The 26,099-nt window shown below is 68.4% G+C and carries 1 protein-coding gene; it reads right to left on the reverse strand.

Going from position 1 to position 26,099, the window contains the following annotated elements:
* Nucleotides 1-12: 12 nt before the first annotated feature.
* Complete coding sequence (locus ACQPZ2_RS37955) at nt 13-26,091, reverse strand: SDR family NAD(P)-dependent oxidoreductase (protein WP_433522812.1); 26,079 nt, start codon at nt 26,089-26,091, stop codon at nt 13-15.
* Nucleotides 26,092-26,099: the final 8 nt, after the last annotated feature.

The following is a 26,099-nucleotide window of genomic DNA, read 5'->3' on the forward strand; positions in this document are numbered from 1 at the left end:
TCAATCGGTCCTTCAGTCCTCGGAGGAGTTGTTGTAGGCCAGGTCGATCAAGCCGTCGATATCGAGCTCGTCGATCGACTCATCCGTGACGGTCTGATCGGCGTCGTCCTGGCTGTCCTGCCCGTTCGTGAGCTTCATGAGGGCGTCCAGCAGGCCCGCGTCGCGGAGACGGGCGAGGGGGATCGTCTGGAGCGCGTTACGAATGCTGTTCTCCGACAGCTCCGTTGCCGGCTCCGAGTCCCGATGGCCGCCGAACTGGCCTGCCAGATATTCGGCGAGCGCCCGCGGTGACGGATAGTCGAACACCGCGGTCGCCGGCAACCGCAGACCGGTCGCGGTCGCGAGGGCATTGCGGAATTCGACGGCGGAGAGCGAATCGAAGCCCAGCTCGCTGAAGGGCCGGTCGGGTGCGATCACATTCGCATTCCGATGACCCAGAATCGTCGCGACCTGACCACGCACGATCTCTACCAGCACGCCGAGGCGTTCACCGTCGGGTGTGCTCGCCAACCGTGCCCGCAACGCCGCCGACGCACCCGAGGCCGCCTTCCGGCGCTGCGGGACGAGCCCGGAAAGCAGCACGGGCACTGCGGACCCCGCGCCACGCATGGCATCGAGATCCAAGCGGGCGAGGATGGGGGCCGCTGCGTCCAGACCGGTCGCCGCATCGAACAGCGCAAGACCTTGCTCCTGCGACAGCGGCAGCATGCCCGACCGGGACATCCGGCGCCGCTCGGTGTCACCGAACTCCGCCGCCATACCGCCGTCCATACTCCACAGACCCCAGGCCAGCGAGGTTCCGGGGAGCCCGGCTGCCCTGCGGTGCGCCGCCAGTGCGTCCAGGCAGGCGTTGGCCGCGGCGTAGTTGCCCTGACCGGCATTGCCGAATGCACCTGCCGCCGAACTGAACACGACGAACGCCCGCAACGGCAGCTCGGCGGTCAGCTCGTGCAGGTGCAGGGCGGCATCGACCTTCGGCCGCAAGACCGCGTCCATCCGCTCGGGGGTGAGCGCGGCGATCGCACCGTCATCGAGCACACCAGCCGTATGGAACACACCGGTCAGCGGGCGGTCCGCAGGGATAGCGGCCAGCACCGCGGCCAGCGCGGCACGATCGGCGACGTCACACGCGACGAACTCGACCTCGGCACCCAGCTGTTGCAGCTCGTCCCGCAGTTCGGCTGCACCCGTGGCGGATTCACCGCGACGGCTCAGCAGCAACAGACGGCGAACACCGCGTGTGGCCACCAGATGCCGGGCGAACAACCCACCGAGGTAGCCGCTGGCACCGGTGATCAGAACCGTGTCGCCCGGAGCGAACGATCCGGTCGCCGGAGCGTCGGTTGAGACGACCCGGCCGAGTCGCGCGACGTGTACCTGCCCATCGCGGATCGCCACCTGTGGTTCCTCGGCAGCCAGAATCCCACCCAGCAGACCGTCTATGCCGGAATCGCTGTCGATCAGCACGATCCGGCCGGGATGCTCCGTCTGTGCGGCCCGAACCAGGCCGCCGACAGCGGCACCGGCGAGATTCGAAATATCCTCTCCAGTAACCGATACCGCACCACCGGTCCGAACCACCAACACCGACTCACCGAACCGAGCCTCGGCAAACCAGGACTGCAGCACCTGCAACACACCATGAGTAACGGCACGAACCGTGACGGGATCATTACCCGCCAGGCAGTCCAGCACCACCACCTGCGGGACATGCTCACCCACATCACCAAGATCCGCCCAGGAAACAGTAGCGATCTCGCCTTCGGACACCGAGATCGGCGCCCAGCCCACATCGAACACAGCGGTACGAGAAATCGGAGTCCCCGCAGTGAGCTGCGCCGGATCAATCGGCCGAGACGCCAAATGCCGCACCGTCGCCACCCCGACACCGGTCGAATCCGCCAGATCCAAAGCAACCCCACGCTCACCGATACGAGTCAGCCGAACCCGCAACGCATCGGCCCCCGCGGCATGGACAGTGACGCCCGACCACTCGAACGGCAACGCCAGCCCGGTTTCCTCCGACGCGGTTTCATCGGCAAAACGCAAAGCGTGCAAAGCCGCATCCAGCAACGCCGGATGCACACCGAAGCGTTCCGCATCCGCTCGCGCCTGCTCGGGCAACTCCACCTCGGCATAGAGCCCGTCCGATCCACGCCACACCGCTCGCAGCGCCTGAAACACCGGACCATAGTGATAGCCCTGCGCACCGAGGGTGTCATAGACACCGTCGATATCCACCGCGACCGCGTCCGCGGGCGGCCACGACACCAGATCCACTGCGGCACTGTCGCCTTCCGGCGCGAGCGCACCCTCGGCGTTCAACGTCCACGGCGTATCGGCATCGTCGTCGGAGCGGGAGAAGATCCGCACCCCGCGACGACCGGCCGCGTCCTCCGCATCGACCACGACCCGCACGGCGACCCCGGCCGAATCCGACAGCACCAGCGGCGCCCGCAGTACCAGCTCCTCGAGCACCGTGCAGCCGAGCTGTTCTCCGGCGTGCAGGGCGAGCTCGACCAGACCGGTGCCGGGAACCAACACGATGTCCATGACCGCATGGTCGGCCAGCCAGGGCTGCGTCCGCACCGACAATCGCCCGCTGAGCGCGATCGCGTCGGACTCCGGTTGCGACACCACGGCCGAGACCAGAGGGTGCCCGGTGGCCGCGAAACCCATCGACCTGGCGTCACCACCGGCGGCCGACTCGGCGGCCATCCAATAGCGCTGACGCTGGAAGGCGTAGGTGGGCAGGTCGATGCGCCGAGCTCCGGTACCGGCGTACAGGCGGGCCCAATCGACGTGAGCGCCGTTGACGAACAACCCGGCAGTCCCGGCCACCACGGCGGACGCGTCCGCCCGGCCCCGGCGAGCCAGCGCCACCACCGTCGGAGCCGCGGTCACCGTCAGCTCCTCGACGATCTGGTTGACCATCGGGAAGAGCACGGCATCCGGTCCGACCTCGGCGAACCTGGACACACCCAGATCTGCCATCGCCGCAACAGCATCGGCGAACCGGACGGTGTCACGGACCTGGCCCACCCAATACGACGGATCGGTCATCTCATCGGTGATCCGGGCACCTGTCACCGTCGACACCAACGGAATGCTCGGACGCGAGAACACCAAACCATCAATCGCCGAAGCGAACTCGGCAAGCATCGGCTCCATCAACGCCGAATGGAAAGCATGCGAAACCCGCAATCTATGTGTGCGCCAACCACGCTCGGTGCATTTCTCGACTACCGCGAGCACGTCGTCTTCGATGCCGGAGAGCACCACCGATGCCGGGCCGTTGACCGCCGCGATCGACACCTCGCCGGACAGCAATGCCGTCACGTCGGCCTCGGAAGCACCGACAGCGACCATCGCACCGCCAGCAGGCAACGCCTGCATCAAACGACCACGCGCCGCCACCAGCACACACGCACCCTCGAGGGACAACACACCAGCCACATGCGCCGCAGCGATCTCACCGATCGAGTGACCGGCCACCACATCCGCTCGCACACCCCAGGATTCGAGCAGCCGGAACAACGCCACCTCGAACGCGAACAGGCCCGCCTGCGCGAACACCGTCTGATCGACCGAATCCTCGTTCGACAGCGCTACATCCAGCGAAATCCGCTGTTTCAGCAGCGGATCCAGCTGCGCGACAATCGCATCGAAGTGCTCGGCGAACACCGGGTACACGGCACGCAACTCGGCAGCCATACCAGCCCACTGCGCACCCTGACCCGAGAACACCACACCCGTCGAACCTGCCACCACCCGGCCGGACACCACACCCGGAAGGGATTCGGCCCGGCTCAGCGCTTGTGTTCCGGCCCGCAGCGCGTCACGTTCGGTCGCGAACACCACGGCCCGGTGGTCGAACAGCATTCTCGAATCGACAAGTGAGAAGCCGACATCGATCGGGTCGTCCTCGCGGCCGCTCACCTGCGCTGCCAGGCGGGCGGCCTGATCGGCGAGCGCCTCTGCACCGCGGGCGGAGAGCACCCAGGGCAGCACTCCGCCTGCCGGAGCGGTCTTGACCTCCGGAGCCGGGTCCAGTGCGGGCGCTTGCTCGACGATCAGATGCGCGTTGGTGCCGCTGAGGCCGAACGAGGACACTGCCGCACGACGGGGCCGATCCACCTCCGGCCACGCCACCGGCTCGGTCAGCAGCCGGACCTGCCCCTCGGACCAATCCACCTTCGTAGACGGCTGATCCACGTGCAGGGTCTGCGGCAGCAGCCCGTGCTGCATGGCCATGACCATCTTGATCACGCCACCCACACCCGCGGCGGCCTGAGCGTGACCGATGTTGGACTTCAGCGACCCCAGCCACAACGGCCGAGCGACATCCCGATCTCGGCCGTACGTGGCCATCAGCGCCTGCGCCTCGATCGGATCACCCAGCGTGGTACCGGTGCCGTGCGCCTCCACCGCATCGACGTCGACCGGCGAGACACCCGCATTCGCGAGAGCCTGCCGGATCACCCGCCGCTGTGACGGGCCGTTCGGCGCGGCGAAACCGTTCGACGCACCGTCCTGATTCACCGCCGAACCCGCGAGCACCGCGAGCACCCGATGACCGTTGCGCCGGGCATCGGACAACCGCTCGAGCACCAGCACACCCGCGCCCTCGGACCAGGCGACACCGTCGGCCGCGTCCGCGAAGGACTTACAGCGACCGTCCGGGGACAACCCACGCTGGCGACTGAACTCGAGGAACATGTCCGGTGCCGACATCACGGCCACACCACCGGCCAACGCCAGATCGCACTCGCCCGACCGCAGCGACTGCGCGGCCAGATGGAGGGCGACCAGCGACGACGAGCACGCCGTATCCACCGACACCGCAGGACCTTCCAAGCCGAGCGTGTAGGCGATGCGGCCGGAGACCAGGCTGCCACCGGCGTTGTTGCCGGTGCCTGCGCCCTGGGCGTAGTCGTGGTACATCACGCCGGTGAACACACCGGTCGAGCTGCCGCGCAGCACCGCCGGGTCGACACCGGCACGTTCCAGCGCCTCCCAGGAAACCTCCAGCAGCACCCGCTGCTGCGGATCCATCACCGTCGCCTCGTTCGGGCTGATCCCGAAGAAGTCCGCGTCGAAATCGGCTGCGGAGTAAAGGAATCCGCCATGGCGCGTGTAGGTCTTACCTGCCCTGCCGGGCTCGGGATCGTAGATACCGTCGATATCCCAGCCCCGATCGTCCGGCAGCTCTCCGGTGGTCTCCCCACCGGACGCGACCAGCCGCCACAGATCCTCCGGCGACGCGATTCCACCCGGGTAGCGGCAGCCCATCGCCACCACGGCGATCCGGTCGTCGCCGACGGCTGTGCCGGTGGTGATTTCGATGTCCTGGCTCGTGCCGGTGAACTGGGCATCGATGAAGTCGGCGACGAGCTGCGGGTTGGGGTAGTCGAAGATCAGCGTGGCCGGTAGTTGCAGACCGGTCGCGGTATTGAGCTTGTTGCGGAACTCGATGGCGCTCAACGAGTCGAACCCGAGCTGCTGGAAAGCCTGCTGGGGCTCGACGGCAGCGCCGGAGGCGTGCCCGAGGGTTCCCGCGGCAGTGGTCCGGACGAGATCGAGCAGTGCGGCGGCACGATCGGTGTCGGAGAGCCCGGCCAGCCGCTGCGCGAACGCCTGCCCGGCCGCGGTCCGAGCCGCCCGGCGCACGGGAGCGGGTGCGATCGCCCGCAGCAGGGCGGGGATCTGCTCGCCCCTGGTGCGCAGCACGGCCGCGTCGACCCGCAGCGCCACCACCTGGGCCGTCTCGGCGGCGATCGCCGCATCGAACAACGCCAGGCCTTCGGCCTCGGTCAACGGCGGGAAACCCAGCCTGCGCATCCGATCGAAGTCGTCCTCGGACAGCTCGGCACCGAGACCGGCCGACCGCGCCCACAGGCCGTAATCAATTGCGGTAGCGGGCAATCCGAGATCGCGACGATGCGCCGCGAGGGCGTCGAGGAAGACGTTCGCCGCGGCGTAGTTGGCCTGCCCGGCAGCCAGGACCAGCCCACCCGCCGAGGACAACAGTACGAACAGCGACAGCGCGGCGTCGCGGGTGAGCTCGTGCAGATGCCACGCGGCATCGGCCTTGGGCCCGAAGACATTCCCGACCCGGTCCGGCGTCATCGACTCGATCACACCGTTGTCTGCGATTCCGGCCGCATGCACGACACCCACCAGCGGATGCTCGGCTGAGATGCCGTCCAGCAGTGCGGCCACCGCGGCCCGATCCGACACATCGCAAGCGGCGACCGCGACTTGCGCGCCGAGCTCGACGAGCTCATCGCGCAGCTCGGCGGCGCCGGGCGCACCCAGCCCGCGCCGGGACGTCAGGAGCAGATGGCGCACACCGTATTCGGTCACCAGATGCCGGGCGATCACCGCACCCAGGCCGCCGGTCCCACCGGTCACCAGCACCGTGCCCGGCTCGAGCGGCCGAGCGACCGCATCGGATGCGTGGCGGCCGAAGCGCGGCACCAGCACCTGCTGCCCACGCAGTGCGGCTTCCGGTTCCGCGGCCATCGCCGCGGTCGCGACGGAGATCGGATCGTGGTCGCCGTCCAGGTCCAGGAGCTGGAATCGACCCGGGTGTTCGGCCTGCGCGGCGCGCACCAGCCCCCAGACGGGCGCCTGGTCCAGCCGCACCGAATCGGAATCGGCAACGGCCACAGCGTGTCTGGTCGACACCACCAAACGGGAACCGGTGAAACGGGTTTCGGCCAGCCAGCCCTGGACGGTGTCCAAGAGCCGGGTCACCACCCGGCGTGCGGCCTGCGGCGGCGCCGCGTCCTCGAATGGGCTCTCCAGCAGCACCATCTCGGGGACGACCGCGTCCGGGTTCGCATCCAGGTCGGCGATCAGCTCCGCGAGATCACTGAAGCCCCGCACCGCACCGGAACTTCGGCCCCAGCCGAGCGCGGCCAGCCGACCGGGCTCCGTCGGCGCCGCAGGCGCGGCAACGGTGCTCCATTCCACGCGGAAGAGGGATTCCGCGGCGTGATCGGCGCCCAGGCGATCGGCCGAAACCGGCCGGGACACCAGCGCACCGACCGACAGCACCGGGTGTCCCTGTTCGTCGGCCAGCTGCACGGTGAACCTGGTGCCGTCGACCACGATTCGGACGCGCACCGCGGCGGCGCCCGCGGAGTGCAAAACCACGCGGTTCCAGGTGAACGGCAGGGCCGGGAAATCACCGACACCATCCCGAAGACCGTGCACGATACCGACGTGCAGCGCCGCGTCGAGCAGTGCCGGATGCACTCCGAAGCCGTTGCCGTCCTGCGGATCCGGCAGCGTGACCTCGGCGAACAACTCGTCACCGCGGCGCCACGCCGCCTGCAGCCCCTGGAAGAACGGGCCGTAGCCGTACCCGAGGTCGAACAACTCGTCGTAGACGCCCGCGAGGGGTGTCGGCTGCGCACCCGCGGGCGGCCACACGGCCAGATCGAAATCGGCCGCCGTCTCGCCGGGTGCGAGCACACCTTCGGCGTGCAGCAACCACGGCCCCTCGGCGGTCTGCCGCGAATGCACACTCAACCGCCTGCGACCGGCCTCGTCTGCCGCCGTCACCACGACCTGTACCGCGACGCTGCCCTCGGCAGGCATCGTCAACGGGGTATGCAGGACAAGCTCATCGACCATCTCGCAGCCGAGGACGCCGCCGACGTAGCTCGCCAGCTCCACGAACCCGGTGCCCGGCAGCAACACCACGCCGAGCACGCTGTGGTCGGCCAGCCACCGCATCGAGTCCACCGACCACCGGCCGGTGAAAATCAGCTCACCCGACTCCGGATGCGACACCATCGCACCGAGCAGCGGATGCTCCACGGTGTCCAGCCCGGCCGAGCCGACCCCGCCCAGTTCGGCACCCAGCCACGACTTCGCCAGCACCTCGCGGGGATCCAGCCAGAACCGCTCGTGCTGGAAGGCGTAGGTGGGCAGGTCGATTCGCCTGCCACCGGCATGATGACCGGACCAGTCCACGTCGGCGCCGGAGACGAACAACCCGGCCACCCCACCCAACACGTTGGGCGCATCGGCCCGACCCCGACGCGCCAAGGGCACGATCGCCGGAGTCGCGGTCAGCTGCCCGGAGTCGGCAATCTGCGCGATCATCGGGGTCAGCACCGCGTCCGGTCCGACCTCGGCGAACCGGGACACCCCCAGATCAACCATCGCGACGACCGCGTCGGCGAACCGCACGGTGTCACGGACCTGGCCGACCCAATACCCCGGAACGGTCATCTCATCCGAGACGCGCGTACCAGTCACCGTCGACACCAACGGAATGCTCGGGAGCGAGAACACCAAACCTTCGATCACCGAGGCGAACTCGGCCAGCATCGGCTCCATCAACGCCGAATGGAAAGCATGCGAAACCCGCAGGCGATGCGTCCGCCACCCACGTTCCACGCAGGTGTCCACAACAGTCTGAACCGCATCCTCGGCACCGGAGAGCACCACCGACGACGGACCATTGACCGCCGCGATCGATACTCCATCGGCCAGCAACGGCGTCACGTCGGCTTCGGAAGCACCAACAGCGACCATCGCGCCACCCGAAGGCAGCGCCTGCATCAACCGGCCACGCGCGGCCACCAGCACACACGCATCCTCGAGGGACATCACACCGGCCACATGCGCCGCAGCGACCTCACCGATCGAATGACCCGCCACCACACCCGCACGCACACCCCACGATTCGAGCAACCGGAACAACGCCACCTCGAACGCGAACAACCCCGCCTGCGCGAACACCGTCTGATCGACCGAGTTCTCTACCGACAGAGCCACATCCAGCGAAATCTGCTGCCCCAATAGCGGATCCAGCTGCGCCACGATCGCATCGAACGCCTCGGCGAACAGCGGATACGCCGCATACAACTCGACGGCCATACCAGCCCACTGCGCACCCTGACCCGAGAACACCAACCCCGTCGAACCCGGCACCACACGACCGGTCACCACACCAGAAACGGATTCGCCGCGGCCCAACGCCCACATACCCGCCAACAGCCCATCACGGTCCTCGGCCAGTACGACCGCACGATGGTCGAACAGCGCACGCGTAGACGCCAACGAAAAACCGACATCCACCTTATCCAGGTCCCGATCGCCGACATGAGACGCCAAGCGGACGGCCTGAGCGGCCAGCGCCTCGCCACTGCGCGCCGACACCGCCCACGGCAGCAATCCGCCGGATGGAACAGCCGCCACCGGCTCCGGCTGCACGGCCGGGGCCTGTTCGATGATGATGTGCGCATTCGTGCCACTGATGCCGAACGACGACACACCCGCACGACGCGGCCGATCGACTACCGGCCACGCCACGGACTCGGTCAACAACCGCACATGCCCCTCGGACCAATCCACCTTGGAACTGGGCGCATCGACATGCAGCGTCTTCGGCAACAGCCCGTGCCGCATCGCCATGACCATCTTGATCACACCACCGACACCCGCCGCCGCCTGAGCGTGACCGATATTCGACTTCAGCGATCCGAGCCACAGCGGACGATCCGCATCACGACCCTGCCCGTACGTAGCCAAAAGAGCCTGGGCCTCGATCGGATCACCCAGAGTTGTTCCGGTGCCATGGGCTTCCACCACATCCACCTCGGTCGGCGCGATCCCGGCATTGGCCAGCGCCTGCCCGATCACCCGCCGCTGCGAGGGACCGTTCGGCGCGGTCAAACCGTTCGACGCACCATCCTGATTCACCGCCGAACCGGTCAGCACCGCAAGCACCTGATGACCATTGCGCTGCGCGTCGGACAACCGCTCCAGCACCAGGATGCCGACACCTTCCGACCAGCCAACCCCATCGGCGTTGTCGGAGAACGACTTACACCGGCCGTCCGCCGACAGCCCGCGCTGCCTGCTGAATTCGACGAAGGTCTCCGGTGTGGCCATGACGGTGACACCACCGGCCAAGGCCAGATCACATTCGCCCGACCGCAGCGAGGCCGCAGCCGAATGCATGGCCACCAAAGACGACGAACACGCCGTATCCACGGTGACCGACGGCCCCTCCAGGCCGAACACATACGAAACCCGGCCCGAGGCAATGGATCCCGCGTTCGCGTTGGCCGGATAGTCGTGATACATCATGCCGACCCACACACCGGTCTGACTGCCCCGCAACGCTCCGGGGTCGACACCGGCCCGCTCGAACGCCTCCCATGAGGTCTCCAACAGCAGGAATTGCTGCGGATCCATCACCGCGGCTTCGTTCGGGCTGATATTGAAGAACGCCGGATCGAATTCACCCGCGGCATGGAGGAATCCACCCTCACGGGTGTATGTGCTGTTCGGCTTCTCCCCGGCCGCATCGTAGAGACGATCGACATCCCAACCACGATTCACGGGGAACTGCGACGCCGCATCCGTCCCCGTCGCAACCAGGTTCCACAGCTCCTCGGGAGAACCGACCCCGCCCGGATACCGGCACGCCATACCCACGATCGCGATGGGTTCGTCGAGCTGACGGTCGGTGGTCCGCAGCGCCGCACGAACAGCTGCTGCCGAGAGCTGGTGGTCGGCGAACTCGGCGGCCAGGTATTCGGCCAGCACCTGCGGTGACGGATAGTCGAACACCAAACTCGCAGGCAACCGCAGACCCGTCACGGTCGCGAGGGCATTGCGGAACTCGACCGCGGAGATCGAATCGAAGCCCAGCTCGCTGAATGCCCTGTCGGATGCGATCGCATTCGCGTTCCGATGGCCCAGAATCGCCGCGACCTGACCGCGAACGGTTTCGACGAGCACACCGAGGCGCTCGCTGGCGGGAGTAGCGGCCAAACGCGAACGCAGCGCCGTAGCGCCGCCCGAAGCCGTCCGACGGCGAGCAGGGAGCAGGGCGGACAGCAGGGCCGTGGCCGACCCCGCGGTGCGGATGCCGTCCAGGTCGAGACGGGCCAGCACGGGAGCGGCCGCGTCGGTTCCGGAAGCGGCGTCGAACAGCGCCAGACCTTGCTCTTCCGTCAGCGGCAGCATGCCCGACCGGGACATCCTGCGCCGCTCGGTGTCGCCGAGCTCCGCGCCCATACCCCCGTCCGCGCCCCACAGACCCCACGCCAGCGACTGCCCGTTGCGCCCGGATGCCTTGCGGTGCGCCGCCAGTGCGTCCAAACAGGCGTTGGCCGCGGCATAGTTGCCCTGCCCTGGATTGCCGAAGGTACCGGCCGCCGAACTGAACACGACGAACGCCCGCAACGGCAGCTCGGCGGTCAGCTCGTCCAGATGCAGGGCGGCATCGACCTTCGGCCCGAACACCGCGTCCATGCGGGCCGGAGTCAGCGAGGCGATCGCACCGTCATCGAGCACACCAGCCGTATGGAACACACCGGTCAGCGGGCGGTCCGCAGGGATAGCGGCCAGCACCGCGGCCAGCGCGGCACGATCGGCGACGTCACACGCGACGAACTCGACCTCGGCACCGAGCTGTTGCAGCTCGTCCCGCAGTTCGGCTGCACCCGTGGCGGATTCACCGCGACGGCTCAGCAGCAACAGACGGCGAACACCGCGTGTGGCCACCAGATGCCGGGCGAACAACCCACCGAGGTAGCCGCTGGCACCGGTGATCAGAACCGTGTCGCCCGGAGCGAAGGACGAGCCGGTGGCCGACGAGGGGGACGCCCGGACAAGTCGCGCACCGAAGACCTGCCCGCCACGTACCGCAACCTGCGGTTCCTCGGCAGCCAGAATCCCACCCAGCAGACCGCCGATGTCGGAATCGCTGTCCACCAGCACGATCCGGCCACGACTCTCCGCCTGGGCCGTACGGACCAGACCGGCCACGGCGGCACCGGCCAGATTCGTAATATCCTCCCCGGCAACCGAGACCGCACCGCTCGTGCGGACCACCAACGCCGACTCGCCGAACCGCTCATCGGCAAGCCACGACTGCAGCACCCGCAGCACACCGTGCGTCGCGGCCCGAACCGTGTCCGGCTCATTACCCGCAGGGCAGTCCAGCACCACCGCGGCGGGCACCTCGTCACCCAGATCCGCCCACGACACCGCATCGATGCCGGTGCCGGACACCGAGATCGGTGTCCACTCGACCTGGAATACGGCGCTGCGCGCAATGGACGCACCGGCGCTGAGCTGCACCGGATCGATCGGCCGTGATGCCAGCTGACGCACCGTCGCCACCGCGGCTCCGGTCGAATCCGCCAGATCCACCGCCACGGCACGGTCACCCACCCGGGTCAACCGCACCCGCAGCGCACCGGCACCCGCCGCATGCACCGTGACACCCGACCACTCGAACGGCAACTCCGGGCCCGCGCCGTCGGCGCGCAGGTGCCCGGCCGACCGCAGCGCATGCAGCGCGGCATCGAGCAGCGCCGGATGCAGCGCGAAACCTTGGCCGTCCTGCGGGTCCGGGAGGGCGACCTCGGCGAACACCTCCTCGCCGCGCTGCCACGCCGCGCGCAGGCCCTGGAAGACAGGGCCATAGCCGTACCCGGCATCGAGCAACTCGTCGTAAACACCATCGACGTTCAAGACCTGCGCACCGGCCGGAGGCCACACCGCGAGATCCACGACGGGCACGGCCGCGCTCGGGGCCAGCGCGCCTTCGGCATTCAACAGCCACGACGACGCCGCATCGACATCCTCGTCCGGGCTGGAGAAGATCCGCACCGCGCGTCGGCCGGTCTCGTCCGCAGGATCGACGACGATGCGCACCGCGGCCCCATCGGACTCCGCCAGCACCAGCGGGGCCTGCAGCACCAGATCGTCCAGCGTCGAGCAGCCGACCCGCTCACCCGCGTACAGCGCCAGCTCGACGAATCCGGTGCCGGGGAACAACACGGTCCCCAGCACCAGGTGATCGGCCAACCACGGATGTGTCTGTGCCGACAAGCGACCGGTCAGGATCATCGCGTCGGAGTCCGGCTGCGATACCACCACCGAAACCAACGGGTGGGCGGTCGCCACGAGACCCATCGCCCGGGCATCGCCGCCGTCCGCCGACCCGCCGGACATCCAGTACCGCCGACGCTGGAAAGCGTAGGTGGGCAGGTCGATTCGGCGCGCTGCGGTACCGGCGTACAGACCCGGCCAGTCGAGGTCGGCGCCCGCGACGAACAACCTGGCCAGGCCGGTCGGCATCGCGGACACATCGGTCTGGTCCCGGCGCGACAGCGCGGCCACTGTCGCGGCCACGCCATCGCCGGTATCGAGGGTTTGCGCGATCATCGGGGTCAGCACCGCATCGGGACCGATCTCGGCAAACCTGGACACACCCGAACCGGCCATCGTGGCGACCGCATCGGCGAACCGCACGGTGTCGCGAACCTGACCGACCCAATACGCCGGATCCGACATCTCATCGGTGATCCGGGCACCGGTCACTGTCGACACCAACGCGATGCCGGGTCGGCCGAAGGCCAAACCCTCTATCGCCGAAGCGAACTCGGTCAGCATCGGCTCCATCAGAGCCGAATGGAAAGCGTGTGAGACCCGCAATCGGTGTGTGCGCCATCCCTGTTCGGCGCACTGTTCAACGGCGGCGAGGACATCGGCTTCGACACCGGACAGCACGACTGACGCCGGACCGTTCACCGCCGCGATCGACACCGCACCGGCCACCAGCAGCGGCAGCACCTCGAGCTCAGAGGCGCCGACGGCGACCATCGCCCCACCCGAAGGCAGCGCCTGCATCAACCGGCCACGCGCGGCCACCAACACACACGCATCCTCGAGGGACATCACACCGGCCACATGCGCCGCAGCGACCTCACCGATCGAATGACCCGCCACCACATCCGCACGCACACCCCACGATTCGAGCAGCCGGAACAGCGACACCTCGAACGCGAACAGACCCGCTTGCGCGAACACCGTCCGATCGACAAGCTCACCATCCGCCAACGCCACGCTCAGCGAAACAGGTTGTTCCAGTAGCGGATCCAACTCGGCGACGATCGCATCGAAGTGTTCGGCGAACACCGGATAGGCGGTCCGCAGCCCGGCGGCCATACCGGCCCACTGCGCACCCTGCCCCGAGAAGACGAAACCTGTCGACCCCGCCGCGGCACGACCGGTCACCACACCGGGTACCTGCGTTCCGGCAGCCAGCGCACGGACGCCCGCGAGCAGACCACCACGGTCATCGGCCACGACGACCGCACGGTGCTCGAACACCGCACGAGTGGAGGCCAGGGAGAAACCGACGTCGATCGGATCGTGTTCGCCCGCAAAAGATGCCAGGCGGGTAGCCTGAGCGGCGAGAGCCTCGGCGCTACGGGCCGAGATCACCCACGGCCGCGCAGCCGGTACCGAGGCCGACTCCGGAGCCTGGGCCATCACCGGCGCGGTCACCGGGGCCTGCTCCACGATGAGGTGGGCATTCGTGCCGCTGATACCGAACGAGGAGACACCCGCGCGACGCGGCCGATCCACCTCCGGCCACGCCACCGCCTCGGTCAGCAACCGCACATGCCCCTCGGACCAGTCCACCTTGGTGCTGGGCCGATCGACGTGCAGCGTCCGCGGCAGCACGCCGTGCCGCATCGCCATGACCATCTTGATCACACCACCCACACCCGCGGCGGCCTGGGCATGACCGATATTCGACTTCAACGACCCCAACCACAACGGACGATCCGCAGCACGCTCTTGGCCATAGGTGGCCAGCAGCGCCTGCGCCTCGATCGGATCACCCAGAGTTGTCCCCGTGCCATGAGCCTCGACCACGTCCACCTCGGTCGGCGATACACCGGCATTGGCCAACGCCTGCCGGATCACCCGCCGCTGCGACGGACCATTCGGCGCGGAAAAACCATTCGACGCACCATCCTGATTCACCGCCGAACCAGCAATCACCGCGAGCACGTCATGACCATTGCGACGCGCGTCCGACAACCGCTCCAGCACCAGCACACCGGCACCCTCGGACCACCCGACGCCATCGGCGGTGTCGGAGAACGACTTACACCGGCCGTCCGGCGACAAACCCCGCTGCCTGCCGAACTCGAGGAACATGTCCGGAGTCCCCATCACCGCCACGCCACCTGCCAGCGCCAGATCGCACTCACCGGACCGCAGCGACTGCGCGGCAAGATGCAGGGCGACCAGCGAGGACGAGCACGCGGTGTCCACGGTGACCGACGGTCCTTCCAGACCGAACACATATGACACCCGGCCCGAAACCAAGCTGCCCGCGGCGCCGCTGCCGGTACCCGTGCGCTGGGCGTAGTCGTGGTACATCAGGCCGGTGAACACACCGGTCGAGCTGCCACGCAGCACCACCGGATCCACCCCGGCCCGCTCCAACGCCTCCCACGAGATCTCCAGCAGCAACCGCTGCTGCGGATCCATCATCGTGGCTTCGTTGGGACTGATGCCGAAGAAATCCGCATCGAAATCGGCTGCGGAGTACAGGAACCCACCCTGACGGGTGTAGGTCTTGCCCGCCTTGCCGGGTTCCGGATCGTAGATGCCCTCGATATCCCAGCCACGATCCGACGGCATCTCACCGGTGGCATCGGAGCCGGAAGTGACCAGGTCCCACAGATCTTCGGGCGAGGCGACGCCACCGGGGTAGCGGCAGCTCATCGCCACCACCGCGATCGGATCGTCGCCGGTGCGAACCCGGCCGACCACGGGCTTTTCGACCGCCGCGGTGCCGGTGAGCTGGGAACCGATGAACTCGGCGACGACCTGCGCGTTCGGGTAGTCGAAGACCAGCGTCGCCGGGAGTTGCAGACCCGTCGCAGCATTCAGCTTGTTACGGAACTCGACCGCACTCAACGAATCGAACCCTAGCTGCTGAAAAGCCTGTTGCGGCTCAACAGCATCCACGGACGCATGCCCGAGAGTGGCGGCAGCCACCGATCGGACGAGATCGAGCAAAGCGCGCGCACGGTCCGCGTCCGACAAACCGGCCAGCTCGAGCTCAAAGGCCTGGCCCGCAGCGGTCCTGGTCTGCCTGCGGACCGGGGCCGGTGCCAACGAGCGGACCAGAGCGGGGATCTGTTCGCCCCGAGTCCGGAGCATCGCCGGATCGACCCGCAGCGCCACCAGCCGCGCGGTATCGGTTGCGATCGCGGAGTCGAACAGCGCAAGACCCTCGGTCTCGGTCAGCGGTGGGAAGCCCTGGCGGCGCATCCGATCGAAGTCATCTTCGGACAGCTCGACACCGAGCCCCGACGATCGCGCCCACAACCCGTAATCCACAGCCGTCGCGGGCAATCCCGAACTCCGACGATGTGCCGCGAGCGCATCGAGAAAGACATTCGCCGCGGCATAGTTCGCTTGACCAGCGGCCAGCACCAGCCCACCCGCGGACGACACCAGCACGAACAGCGACAGCGAGTGATCGCGAGTCAGCTCGTGCAGATGCCACGCCGCATCGACCTTGGGTCGGAAGACATAGTCGATCCGGTCCGGCGTGATCGCCTCGATCAAACCGTTGTCGGCCGTTCCGGCCGCGTGCACCACACCCACCAGCGGATGTTGATCGGAGATGCTGTCGACCAGCGCCGACAGCGCAGACCGATCGGACACATCGCACGCGGCGATGGTGACCTCGGCACCGAGCTCGACCAACTCCGCACGCAGCTCGGCAGCGCCAGGAGCATCCAGGCCACGCCGAGATGTCAAAAGCAGATGGCGCATACCATGTTCGGTCACCAGATGCCGGGCGATCACCCCACCCAGACCACCCGTGCCACCGGTCACCAGCACCGTGCCCGGCTCGGACAACCGGACGTTCGAACCGGGCGCGTGACGACTCAACCGCGGCACGAACACACTCGCACCCCGCAGCGCGGCCTCCGGCTCCGTCGCGACAGCAGCCGCCGCGGCCGCCACGGACAACGGAGCACCGTCTTCAGCGAGATCGAGAAGCTGGAATCGGCCCGGGTGTTCGGCCTGCGCGGCACGCAGCAACCCCCACACGGGCGCCTGGCCCAGATCCACTTGCTCGGAATCCGCAACGGTCACCGCGTGTTCGGTGAGTACAACCAAACGGGAACCAGCGAAGCGAGTTTCGGCCAGCCAACGCTGGACCGTGTCGAGAACACCGATGGCGACCTGCCGTGCGGCCTCCGGCGCCGCACCGTCATGGTGGGGGCACTCGAGCAGCACGATGTCGGGAACAACCGAATCGGGAGTCGCATCGAGATCGGCGATCAACCCGGCGAGATCACCGTAGCCTCGCACTTCACCGGAACTCTGGTCGCCATGGCTGTGACGAGAACCCAGTACCGCCACACGGCCCGGCTCGACGCTCACCGTCGACGGCGCGACAGCGACCCAATCCACGCCGAAGAGGGCCTCCGACATCCGATCCGCGCTCAGGCGTTCGGCCGACACCGGCCGAGATACCAACGCGCCCACCGACAACACGGGCTGACCCTGACCGTCGGCTATCTGCATGGCGAACCGGTCGCCCTGCGGCACGATGCGGACCCGCACCGCGGCAGCACCGGCCGAGTGCAGCACCACCCGGTTCCAGGTGAACGGCAGCGCCGGGAAACCCTCGACGCCACCACGCATCCCATGAACGATCCCGGCGTGCATAGCCGCGTCGAACAGTGCGGGATGGATCCCGAAACCCTTGGCGTCCTTTGGATCCGGCAGCGCGACCTCGGCGAACAACTCCGCATCACGCTGCCACGCCGCCTGCAACCCTTGGAAGAACGGGCCATAGCCGTACCCGATATCGAGCAGTTCGTCATACGCACCGTTGATGTCCAACGGTTGCGCGCCGGTGGGAGGCCAGGAGGCGAGGTCGAAATCAGCCACCACCTCGCCCGGGGCGAGGACTCCTTCGGCATGCAGAACCCACGGCCCCTCGGCCGCGTGCCGAGAATGCACGCTCAGCCGTCGGCGACCAACCGCATCAGGGGTGGCCACCACGACCTGGACTGCGACACTGCCCTCGGCCGGGAAGGTCAACGGAGTGTGCAGGACGAGCTCGTCCACCACCTCGCAGCCCAACCGACCACCGACGTGACTGGCCAACTCGACGAATCCGGTTCCCGGCAGCAGCACGGTACCCAGCACGCTGTGGTCGGCCAGCCATTCGACGGAGTCCATCGACCACCGTCCGGTGAAGCTCACGCCGCCCGAATCCGGGTGCGGCACAACAGCACCGAGCAACGGATGCTCCACCGCGTCCAGCCCGGCCGCGGTGACGCCGCCCAGTTCGGCACCGAGCCACGACTGGGCCAGCATCTGCTTGGCGTCGAGCCAGAACCGTTCGTGCTGGAAGGCGTAGGTGGGCAGGTCGATTCGCCGCGCTCCGGAACCGTGGTAGATGCCAGCCCGGTCCACCTCGGCACCGGCCACGAACAACCTGGCCACCGCACTGGTTACGGTCACCGCGTCCGCGTGGTCGCGTCTGGTCATCGCGACCGCCGTGGCGTCACCGAGAGTCTGTGCGACCATCGGGGTCAACACGGCGTCCGGCCCGACCTCGGCGAACCTGGAGACACCCGAACCGTCCATCGTGGCAACGGCATCGGCGAACCGCACCGTATCCCGGACCTGACCGACCCAATACGACGGATCACCCATCTCGTCGACGACCTGGGCGCCGGTCACCGTCGACACCAACGCGATGGTGGGTCGGCCGAAGGTCAAACCCTCTATCGCCGAAGCGAACTCGGCCAGCATCGGCTCCATCAGAGCCGAATGGAAAGCATGCGAAACCCGCAATCGGTGGGTCCGCCAACCGCGCTCGGTGCAGATCTCGACAACACCGATGACCGCGTCCTCGACACCGGACAGCACGACCGAGGACGGACCGTTCACCGCCGCGATCGACACCCCATCGATATCGGCCAGCAAGGGCAGCACGTCGGCCTCGGACGCACCGACAGCGACCATCGCCCCACCCGAAGGCAGCGCCTGCATCAACCGGCCACGCGCGGCCACCAGCACACACGCATCCTCGAGGGACATCACACCGGCCACATGCGCGGCGGCGATCTCACCGATCGAATGACCGGCGACCACATCGGCCCGGAATCCCCAGGATTCGAGCAGCCGGAACAACGACACCTCGAACGCGAACAGACCCGCTTGCGCGAACACCGTCCGATCGACCAGATCGTCGTCCGCCAATGCCGTACTCAGCGAAACAGGTTGTTCCAGCAGCGGATCCAACTCGACGACGATCCCGTCGAAAGCCTCGGCGAACACCGGATACGCCGCATACAACTCGGCCGCCATACCAGCCCACTGCGCACCCTGACCCGAGAACACCACACCCGTCGAACCCGGCACCACACGGCCGGACACCACACCGGCTGCAGGCGCACCCGCGGTCAGCGCCCGCACACCCGCGAGCAGCCCCGCACGGTCATCGGCCACCACGACGGCCCGATGCTCGAAGGCACTGCGCGTCGACGCCAGCGAGAAACCGACATCGATCGGATCGTGGTCGACCACATGCGATGCCAGCCGCGCGGCCTGAGCGGCCAGAGCCTCGCCGCTGCGCGCCGACAGCATCCACGGCACCGCCGGGACCGTCCGGGCCTCCGGGACCGGCTCGACCGCCGATACCGGGGCCTGCTCGATAATGAGATGTGCGTTGGTGCCGCTGATTCCGAACGAGGAGACACCCGCACGACGCGGCCGATTCACCTGCGGCCAGGCCATCGGTTCGGTCAGCAACCGGACGTGGCCCTCGGACCAATCAATCTTCGTGGACGGCTGATCTACATGCAGGGTCCGCGGCAACAGTCCGTGCCGCATCGCCATGACCATCTTGATCACACCACCGACACCCGCCGCCGCCTGAGCATGACCGATATTCGACTTCAACGACCCCAACCACAACGGCCGATCCGCAGCACGCTCTTGCCCATAGGTAGCCAACAGCGCCTGAGCCTCGATCGGATCACCCAGCGTGGTGCCGGTGCCGTGCGCTTCCACCACGTCGACATCGACCGGCGATACACCGGCATTGGCCAAGGCCTGACGAATGACTCGCCGCTGTGAGGGACCGTTCGGCGCGGTCAAACCATTGGACGCGCCATCCTGATTCACCGCCGAACCAGCGATCACCGCCAGCACGTCATGACCATTGCGACGCGCGTCCGACAACCGCTCCAATACCAGCACACCGGCGCCCTCGGACCAGGCGACGCCATCGGCGGTGTCGGAGAACGACTTACACCGGCCGTCCGGCGAGAGCCCCCGCTGTCGGCTGAACTCCACAAAGGTCTCGGGAGTCGCCATCACGGTCACACCACCGGCCAGCGCCAGATCGCACTCACCCGACCGCAGCGACTGTGCCGCCAGATGCATTGTCACCAGCGACGACGAACACGCCGTGTCCACCGTGACCGACGGCCCCTCCAGACCGAATACATACGAGATACGGCCGGACGCAATGGATCCCGCGTTCGCGTTGACCGGATAGTCGTGATACATCATGCCCGCGAAGACACCGGTCGCACTGCCGCGCAGCAGCGCGGGGTCGACACCGGCCCGTTCGAACGCCTCCCACGAGGTCTCCAGCAGCAGAAACTGCTGCGGATCCATCAGCGCGGCCTCATTCGGGCTGATATTGAAGAACGCCGGATCGAATTCACCCGCGGCATGCAGGAATCCGCCCGAACGCGTGTACGTGGTGTGCGGTGTTTCCCCGGTCGGGTCGTACAGCCGCTCGGTATCCCAGCCGCGGTTCACCGGGAACTCCGACGTCGCGTCGGTCCCGGTCACGACCAGCTGCCACAGCTCCTCGGGCGATCGGACCCCGCCCGGGTACCGGCACGCCATGCCGACGATCGCGATCGGTTCGCCGTCGAAGGTTTTCGCGGCGGTGACCGCCACGTCGTGCCCGGTGCCGGTGAGTTCGTCGGTCAGGTGTGCGGCCAGCGCCTGCGGTGTGGGGTAGTCGAAGACGACCGCGGCCGCCAGCGACAGTCCGGTGGCGGTCTTGAGCCGGTTACGCAACTCGACCGCACCAAGGGAATCGAAACCCAGGTCCTGGAAGGCGCGATCGGGATCGATCGCGGACGCACTGTCGTGGCCGAGAACTGCCGCGATATGGGTGCGGACGGTATCGAGCACCGCCTGCCGCTGCCGACCGGCGTCCAGACCCGAAAGCCGTTGCCGCAGACTCGACCCCACCGTCGAGAGCGCCGCGGACCGCCGCACCGCGGGCGCCAGTGCGCGCAGCAGCGGGGGCAGCAGCCCGGACTCGGCCTGGCCGCGGACCGCGGCGGTGTCGACCATGGCGATCACCGCGTGCGCCGTGCCGCGTTCGAGCACCGCGTCCCAACCGGCCAACGCCTGCTCGTCCGGGATCGCGGTGAATCCGCCCCGGCTCATCCGAGCCAGGTCGACCTCACCCAACTGCCCAGCCATACCGCCCGAGCGCGCCCACGGGCCCCACGCCAGCGACTGACCGGCCAGCCCTCGTGCTCGCCGGTGGGCAACCAGCCCGTCCAGGAAGGTGTTCGCGGCCGCGTAGTTGCCCTGCCCGGGACCGCCCACGGTCCCCGAAATCGACGAAAACACCACGAACGCGGCAAGATCCAGGTCCGCGGTCGCCTGGTGCAGATGCCACGCGGCATCCGCCTTCGGTGCCAGCACCGTATCCACCCGCTGGGTGGTCAAGGAGGCGATGACCCCGTCGTCGAGCACACCCGCGGCATGGATCACGCCGGTCAACGGCGACTGCGCGGGGATGTCGGCCAGCAGCCCGGCCACCGCGGCGGCGTCGGCGACATCACACGCCACCACCCGCACCTGCGCACCCAATTGCTCCAGCTCGGCGCACAACGCCGCGACGCCCTCGGCCCGAGGACCGCGGCGGCTCACCAGCAGCAACGACCGCACGCCGTGCTCGGCCACCACGTGCCGGGCCACCACCGCACCCAAACCACCTGTGCCACCGGTGATCAGCACCGTTCCCGCACCGAAGGCGTCGTCGGCGGCCGATGCGGACGCGACGGGCGCTGGCCGGGTGAGCCGCGCGGTGTGGGTGATGCCGTCGCGGAGGACTACCTGGGGTTCGCCCACGGCCAGGACAGCGGCCGCGACGGACTGGTCGACGTCGGTGTCGGTGTCCACCAGGACGATTCGTCCCGGATCCTCGGTCTGCGCGGACCGCACCAAGCCCCACACCGCGGCACCGGCGAGATCGGTGAGGTCCTCGTCGGCCATTGCGACCGCACCGCGGGTGGCGACCAGCAGTGTGCTCGCGGCGAACCGGTCCTCGGACAGCCACGCCTGTACCACCTCGAGGACGCGTGCGACCTCGGCATGGGTAGCGGTCACCACGTCGGCACCGGAGACTTCGCTCCACCCGGCCCCGGTCTCGACCACCACGACCGGCGGCACCGCCGCTTCCGAATCCAGCCGTTCCCACCGGACCGAACCCGAATCCACTGCGGGCGAATCCGATTCGACCGGCGACCACACCACTTCCAGCAACGGATCGGCCGCGCCGCTCGCACCCGCGGCGAGCTGCTCCAGTCGCATGGGCCGGGGCGTCACCGATCCGGACAACACCGGCTGCCCCTGCTCGTCCGCCGCCCACAGCGACACCGACGATCCGGTGGTGGTCAACCGGACGCGCAGCACCGATGCCTCGGCCGCGTGCAGCGCGACCGATTCCCACGAAAAGGGCAGCACGACTTGCCCGGCCGCCATCGTGAACGGTGAATCCTGCTGTCCCACAGCATTATCGAGGACGCCCGCCAGCAGTCCGGCCTGCAGTGCCCCGTCCAGCAGTGCCGGATGGATCCCGAATCCTTCGGCGCGCGCACCACTATCGGCGTCGATGGCGATCTCGGCGAATACCTCTGTGCCACGTCGCCACAACGCACGCACACTCTGGAAAGCCGGACCGTACTCGTATCCCCGTGCCGACAGGGCCGTATACGCGGACGCGACATCGAGATCGGTCGCCGCGGCAGGCGGCCAGGTCTGCGATGCGGGCGCGGCCGTGTCGTCCGGGATGGTCAGCTGCCCCCGCGCGTTCAGGACCCACTGACCGTCCGGGTCGTGCTCACCGCGCGAGTAGATCGAGATCGGCCGCTGCGCGAACTCCGGTCCGGGCCCGCCGACGACAACCTGGATCCGCACACCGCCCGAGGCGGGCAGCAGCAGCGGCGCCTGCAGCGTCAGGTCATCGATCACCGGGTATCCGGCTTCGGCACCGGCGCGCAAGGCCAGCTCGACGAAGCCGGTCCCCGGCAGGAGCACCGACCCGGCGACCGCGTGGTCGGCCAGCCACGGCTGCGTCGCGACCGACAACCGGCCGGTCAGCAGCACGTCGCCGGACTTCGCTTCCGACACGACCGCACCCAGCAGCGGATGCCCCATGGCGCCCAGACCCACCGATTCGACACCGGCGGCCCCGAGCGCGGGTTCGAGCCAGAAGCGCCTGCGGTCGAAGGCATAGGTGGGCAGTTCCACCGGTGCCGGGTTCGGGTCCGTGAGCACCGCGTTCCAGCGCACCGGCACCGCCCGCACGGCCAACCGCGCGACCGCGGCGAGGATCTCGGCGGGTTCGTCACGCTCGGGATGCAGCACCGCCACCGCGGTCGCCGCCTCGGGCAGGCACTCGGCCGTCATCGCCGACAGCACCGAGTCGGGACCCACTTCCACGAAGGTGTCCACACCGTCGGCCCAGGCCGCGGCCGCGGCGTCGGCGAACCGCACCGGCCGCCGCACCTGGTCGACCCAGTACTGCGGCGAGCACCACAGACCGGGATCCGCCACCGCCCCGGTGACGGTCGAGATCACCGGAATCCGGGGCGGATCGAAGCGAAGTGTCGCGACCACCTCGGCGAACCGCGCCAGCATCGGTTCCATCAACGAGGAATGGAAGGCATGGCTGACCCGCAACCGTTTGACGCGTCGCCCGCGCTCGCGCAGCTGCTCGGCCAGACCGTCCACGACCTCCGCGCGACCGGAGATCACCACTGCCGCCGGGCCGTTGACCGCGGCCACGTCCACCCCGTCGACACCGTCCAGCAGTGCGGTGATCTCCTGCTCACCGGCCTGCACCGCGAGCATCGCTCCGCCGGTGGGCAATTCCTGCATCAACCGGCCCCGCGCCGCGACCAACGCGCACGCATCGGCCAGGCTCAGCACACCGGCGACATGCGCGGCGGCGATCTCACCGATCGAATGCCCGAACACCACATCCGCGGTGACACCCCATGATTCGAGCAGGCGGTACAGCGCCACCTCGACCGCGAACAGCGCCGGCTGGGTCAACCGGGTCTGCTCCAATTCGGTTCCGGAGCTGATCGCGTCGCGCAAGGAGAGCCCGATCAGCGGATCCAGCAGCGCGCAGACCTGGTCGAAGGCCTCGGCGAACACCGGGAACCTGCCGTATAGCTGCTGACCCATGCCCGCCCGCTGGGAGCCCTGCCCGGCGAACATCACACCGACCCGCGACGCCGCGCCGGAACCGACGGCGACATCGGGACCCGGTTCGCCTGCCGCCACCGTGGCCAGTCGCCGCAGCAGCTCGGCCCGGTCGTCCCCCACGACCACGGCCCGATGCGCGAACAGCGTGCGAGTCGAGATCAGCGAATGCGCTACCTCGGACACCGACACCGCGGGATCGGCGGCCACGAACTCGTGCAACCGCGCGGCCTGCGCCCGCAGCGAGGCCTCCGACTTCGCCGACACCACCCACGGAACCGCGACCGCGACCGTGCTTCCCGAGCCGCTGGGGTTGGCGCCCTGCTCGGATTCGGCCGGTGCGCCCGCGGATACGTGTTCGAGGATGACGTGCGCGTTGGTGCCGCTGATGCCGAAGGAGGACACCGCGGCCCGGCGCGGCCGGTCCGCTGCCTCGGGCCAATCCCGCTTCCGGGTCAGCAGTTCGATCGCGCCGGTGGACCAGTCCACCCGTGGGGTGGGCTCGTCGACATGCAGGGTCGGCGGCATCGCCCCGTGCCGCATCGCCATGATCATCTTGATCATGCCGCCGACGCCCGCCGCGGCCACCGAGTGACCGATATTGGATTTCAGCGACCCGAGCCACAGTGGCCGCTGCGGATCACGGTCCTGTCCGTAGGTGGCGAGCAGGGCGTGTGCTTCGATCGGATCCCCCAGCACCGTGCCGGTGCCGTGCGCCTCGACCACATCCACGTCGTCGGCCGAGAGCCGCCCGTTGGCCAGCGCGGCGCGGATCACCCGCTGCTGCGATGGACCGTTCGGCACGGTCAAGCCGTTGGACGCGCCGTCCTGATTGATCGCCGTTCCGCGGATCACCGCCCACACTCGATGCCCGTGTCGCTGCGCGTCGGACAGCCGCTCCAGCACCAGCATGCCCGCGCCCTCGGACCAGCCCGTGCCGTCCGCCGACGCCGCGAACGACTTACACCGGCCATCGGCCGCCAGCCCCCGCTGCCGGGAGAACTCCACGAACATCCCCGGCGAGCCCATGACCGTCACGCCGCCTGCCAACGCCATCGCGCACTCCCCCGAGCGCAGCGACTGGGCCGCCAGATGCACCGCCACCAGCGACGACGAGCACGCGGTGTCCACCGACACCGCCGGGCCCTCCAGTCCAAGTGCGTACGCCACCCGGCCCGACACCACGCTGCCGGTCGTACCGGTCAGCAGGTAGCCCCGCAGATCCACCGGACCCGCGTGCAGCAGATCGGCGTACTCCCCGTTCGACGCACCGGCGAAGACACCGGTATCGGATCCCCGCAACGTCGACGGATCGATACCGGCTCGTTCCAGGGCTTCCCAGGAGGTTTCCAACAGGATCCGCTGCTGCGGGTCCATCGCCAGTGCCTCGCGCGGGCTGATCCCGAAGAACTCCGCGTCGAATTCCGCCGCGTCATAGAGGAACCCGCCCGAGCGCGTGTACGACTTCCCGCGCGCCTGCGGGTCCGGGTCGTAGAGCCCGTCGACATCCCAACCGCGGTCGGTAGGGAACTCACCGATCGCGTCGACACCCTCGGACACCAGATTCCACAGATCCTCCGGAGAGGCCACCCCGCCCGGGTAACGACAGGCCACACCCACAACCGCAATGGGCTCGAATTTCTGATCCTCGACTTCCCGCAGCCGCCTGCGGGTTTGGCGCAGATCGACCGTCAGGCGCTTCAGGTAGTCAAGGTGCTTGTTGTCGTCGACCATCTAAGTTC

The sequence above is a fragment of the Nocardia pseudovaccinii genome (genome assembly GCF_050942345.1).
GTDB classification, from domain to species: Bacteria; Actinomycetota; Actinomycetes; order Mycobacteriales; family Mycobacteriaceae; genus Nocardia; species Nocardia pseudovaccinii.

Coding starts and splice junctions, on each gene's coding strand:
- ACQPZ2_RS37955 (WP_433522812.1), bottom strand. CDS start 26,091: ATGGTCGACGACAACAAGCACCTTGACTACCTGAAGCGCCTGACGGTC.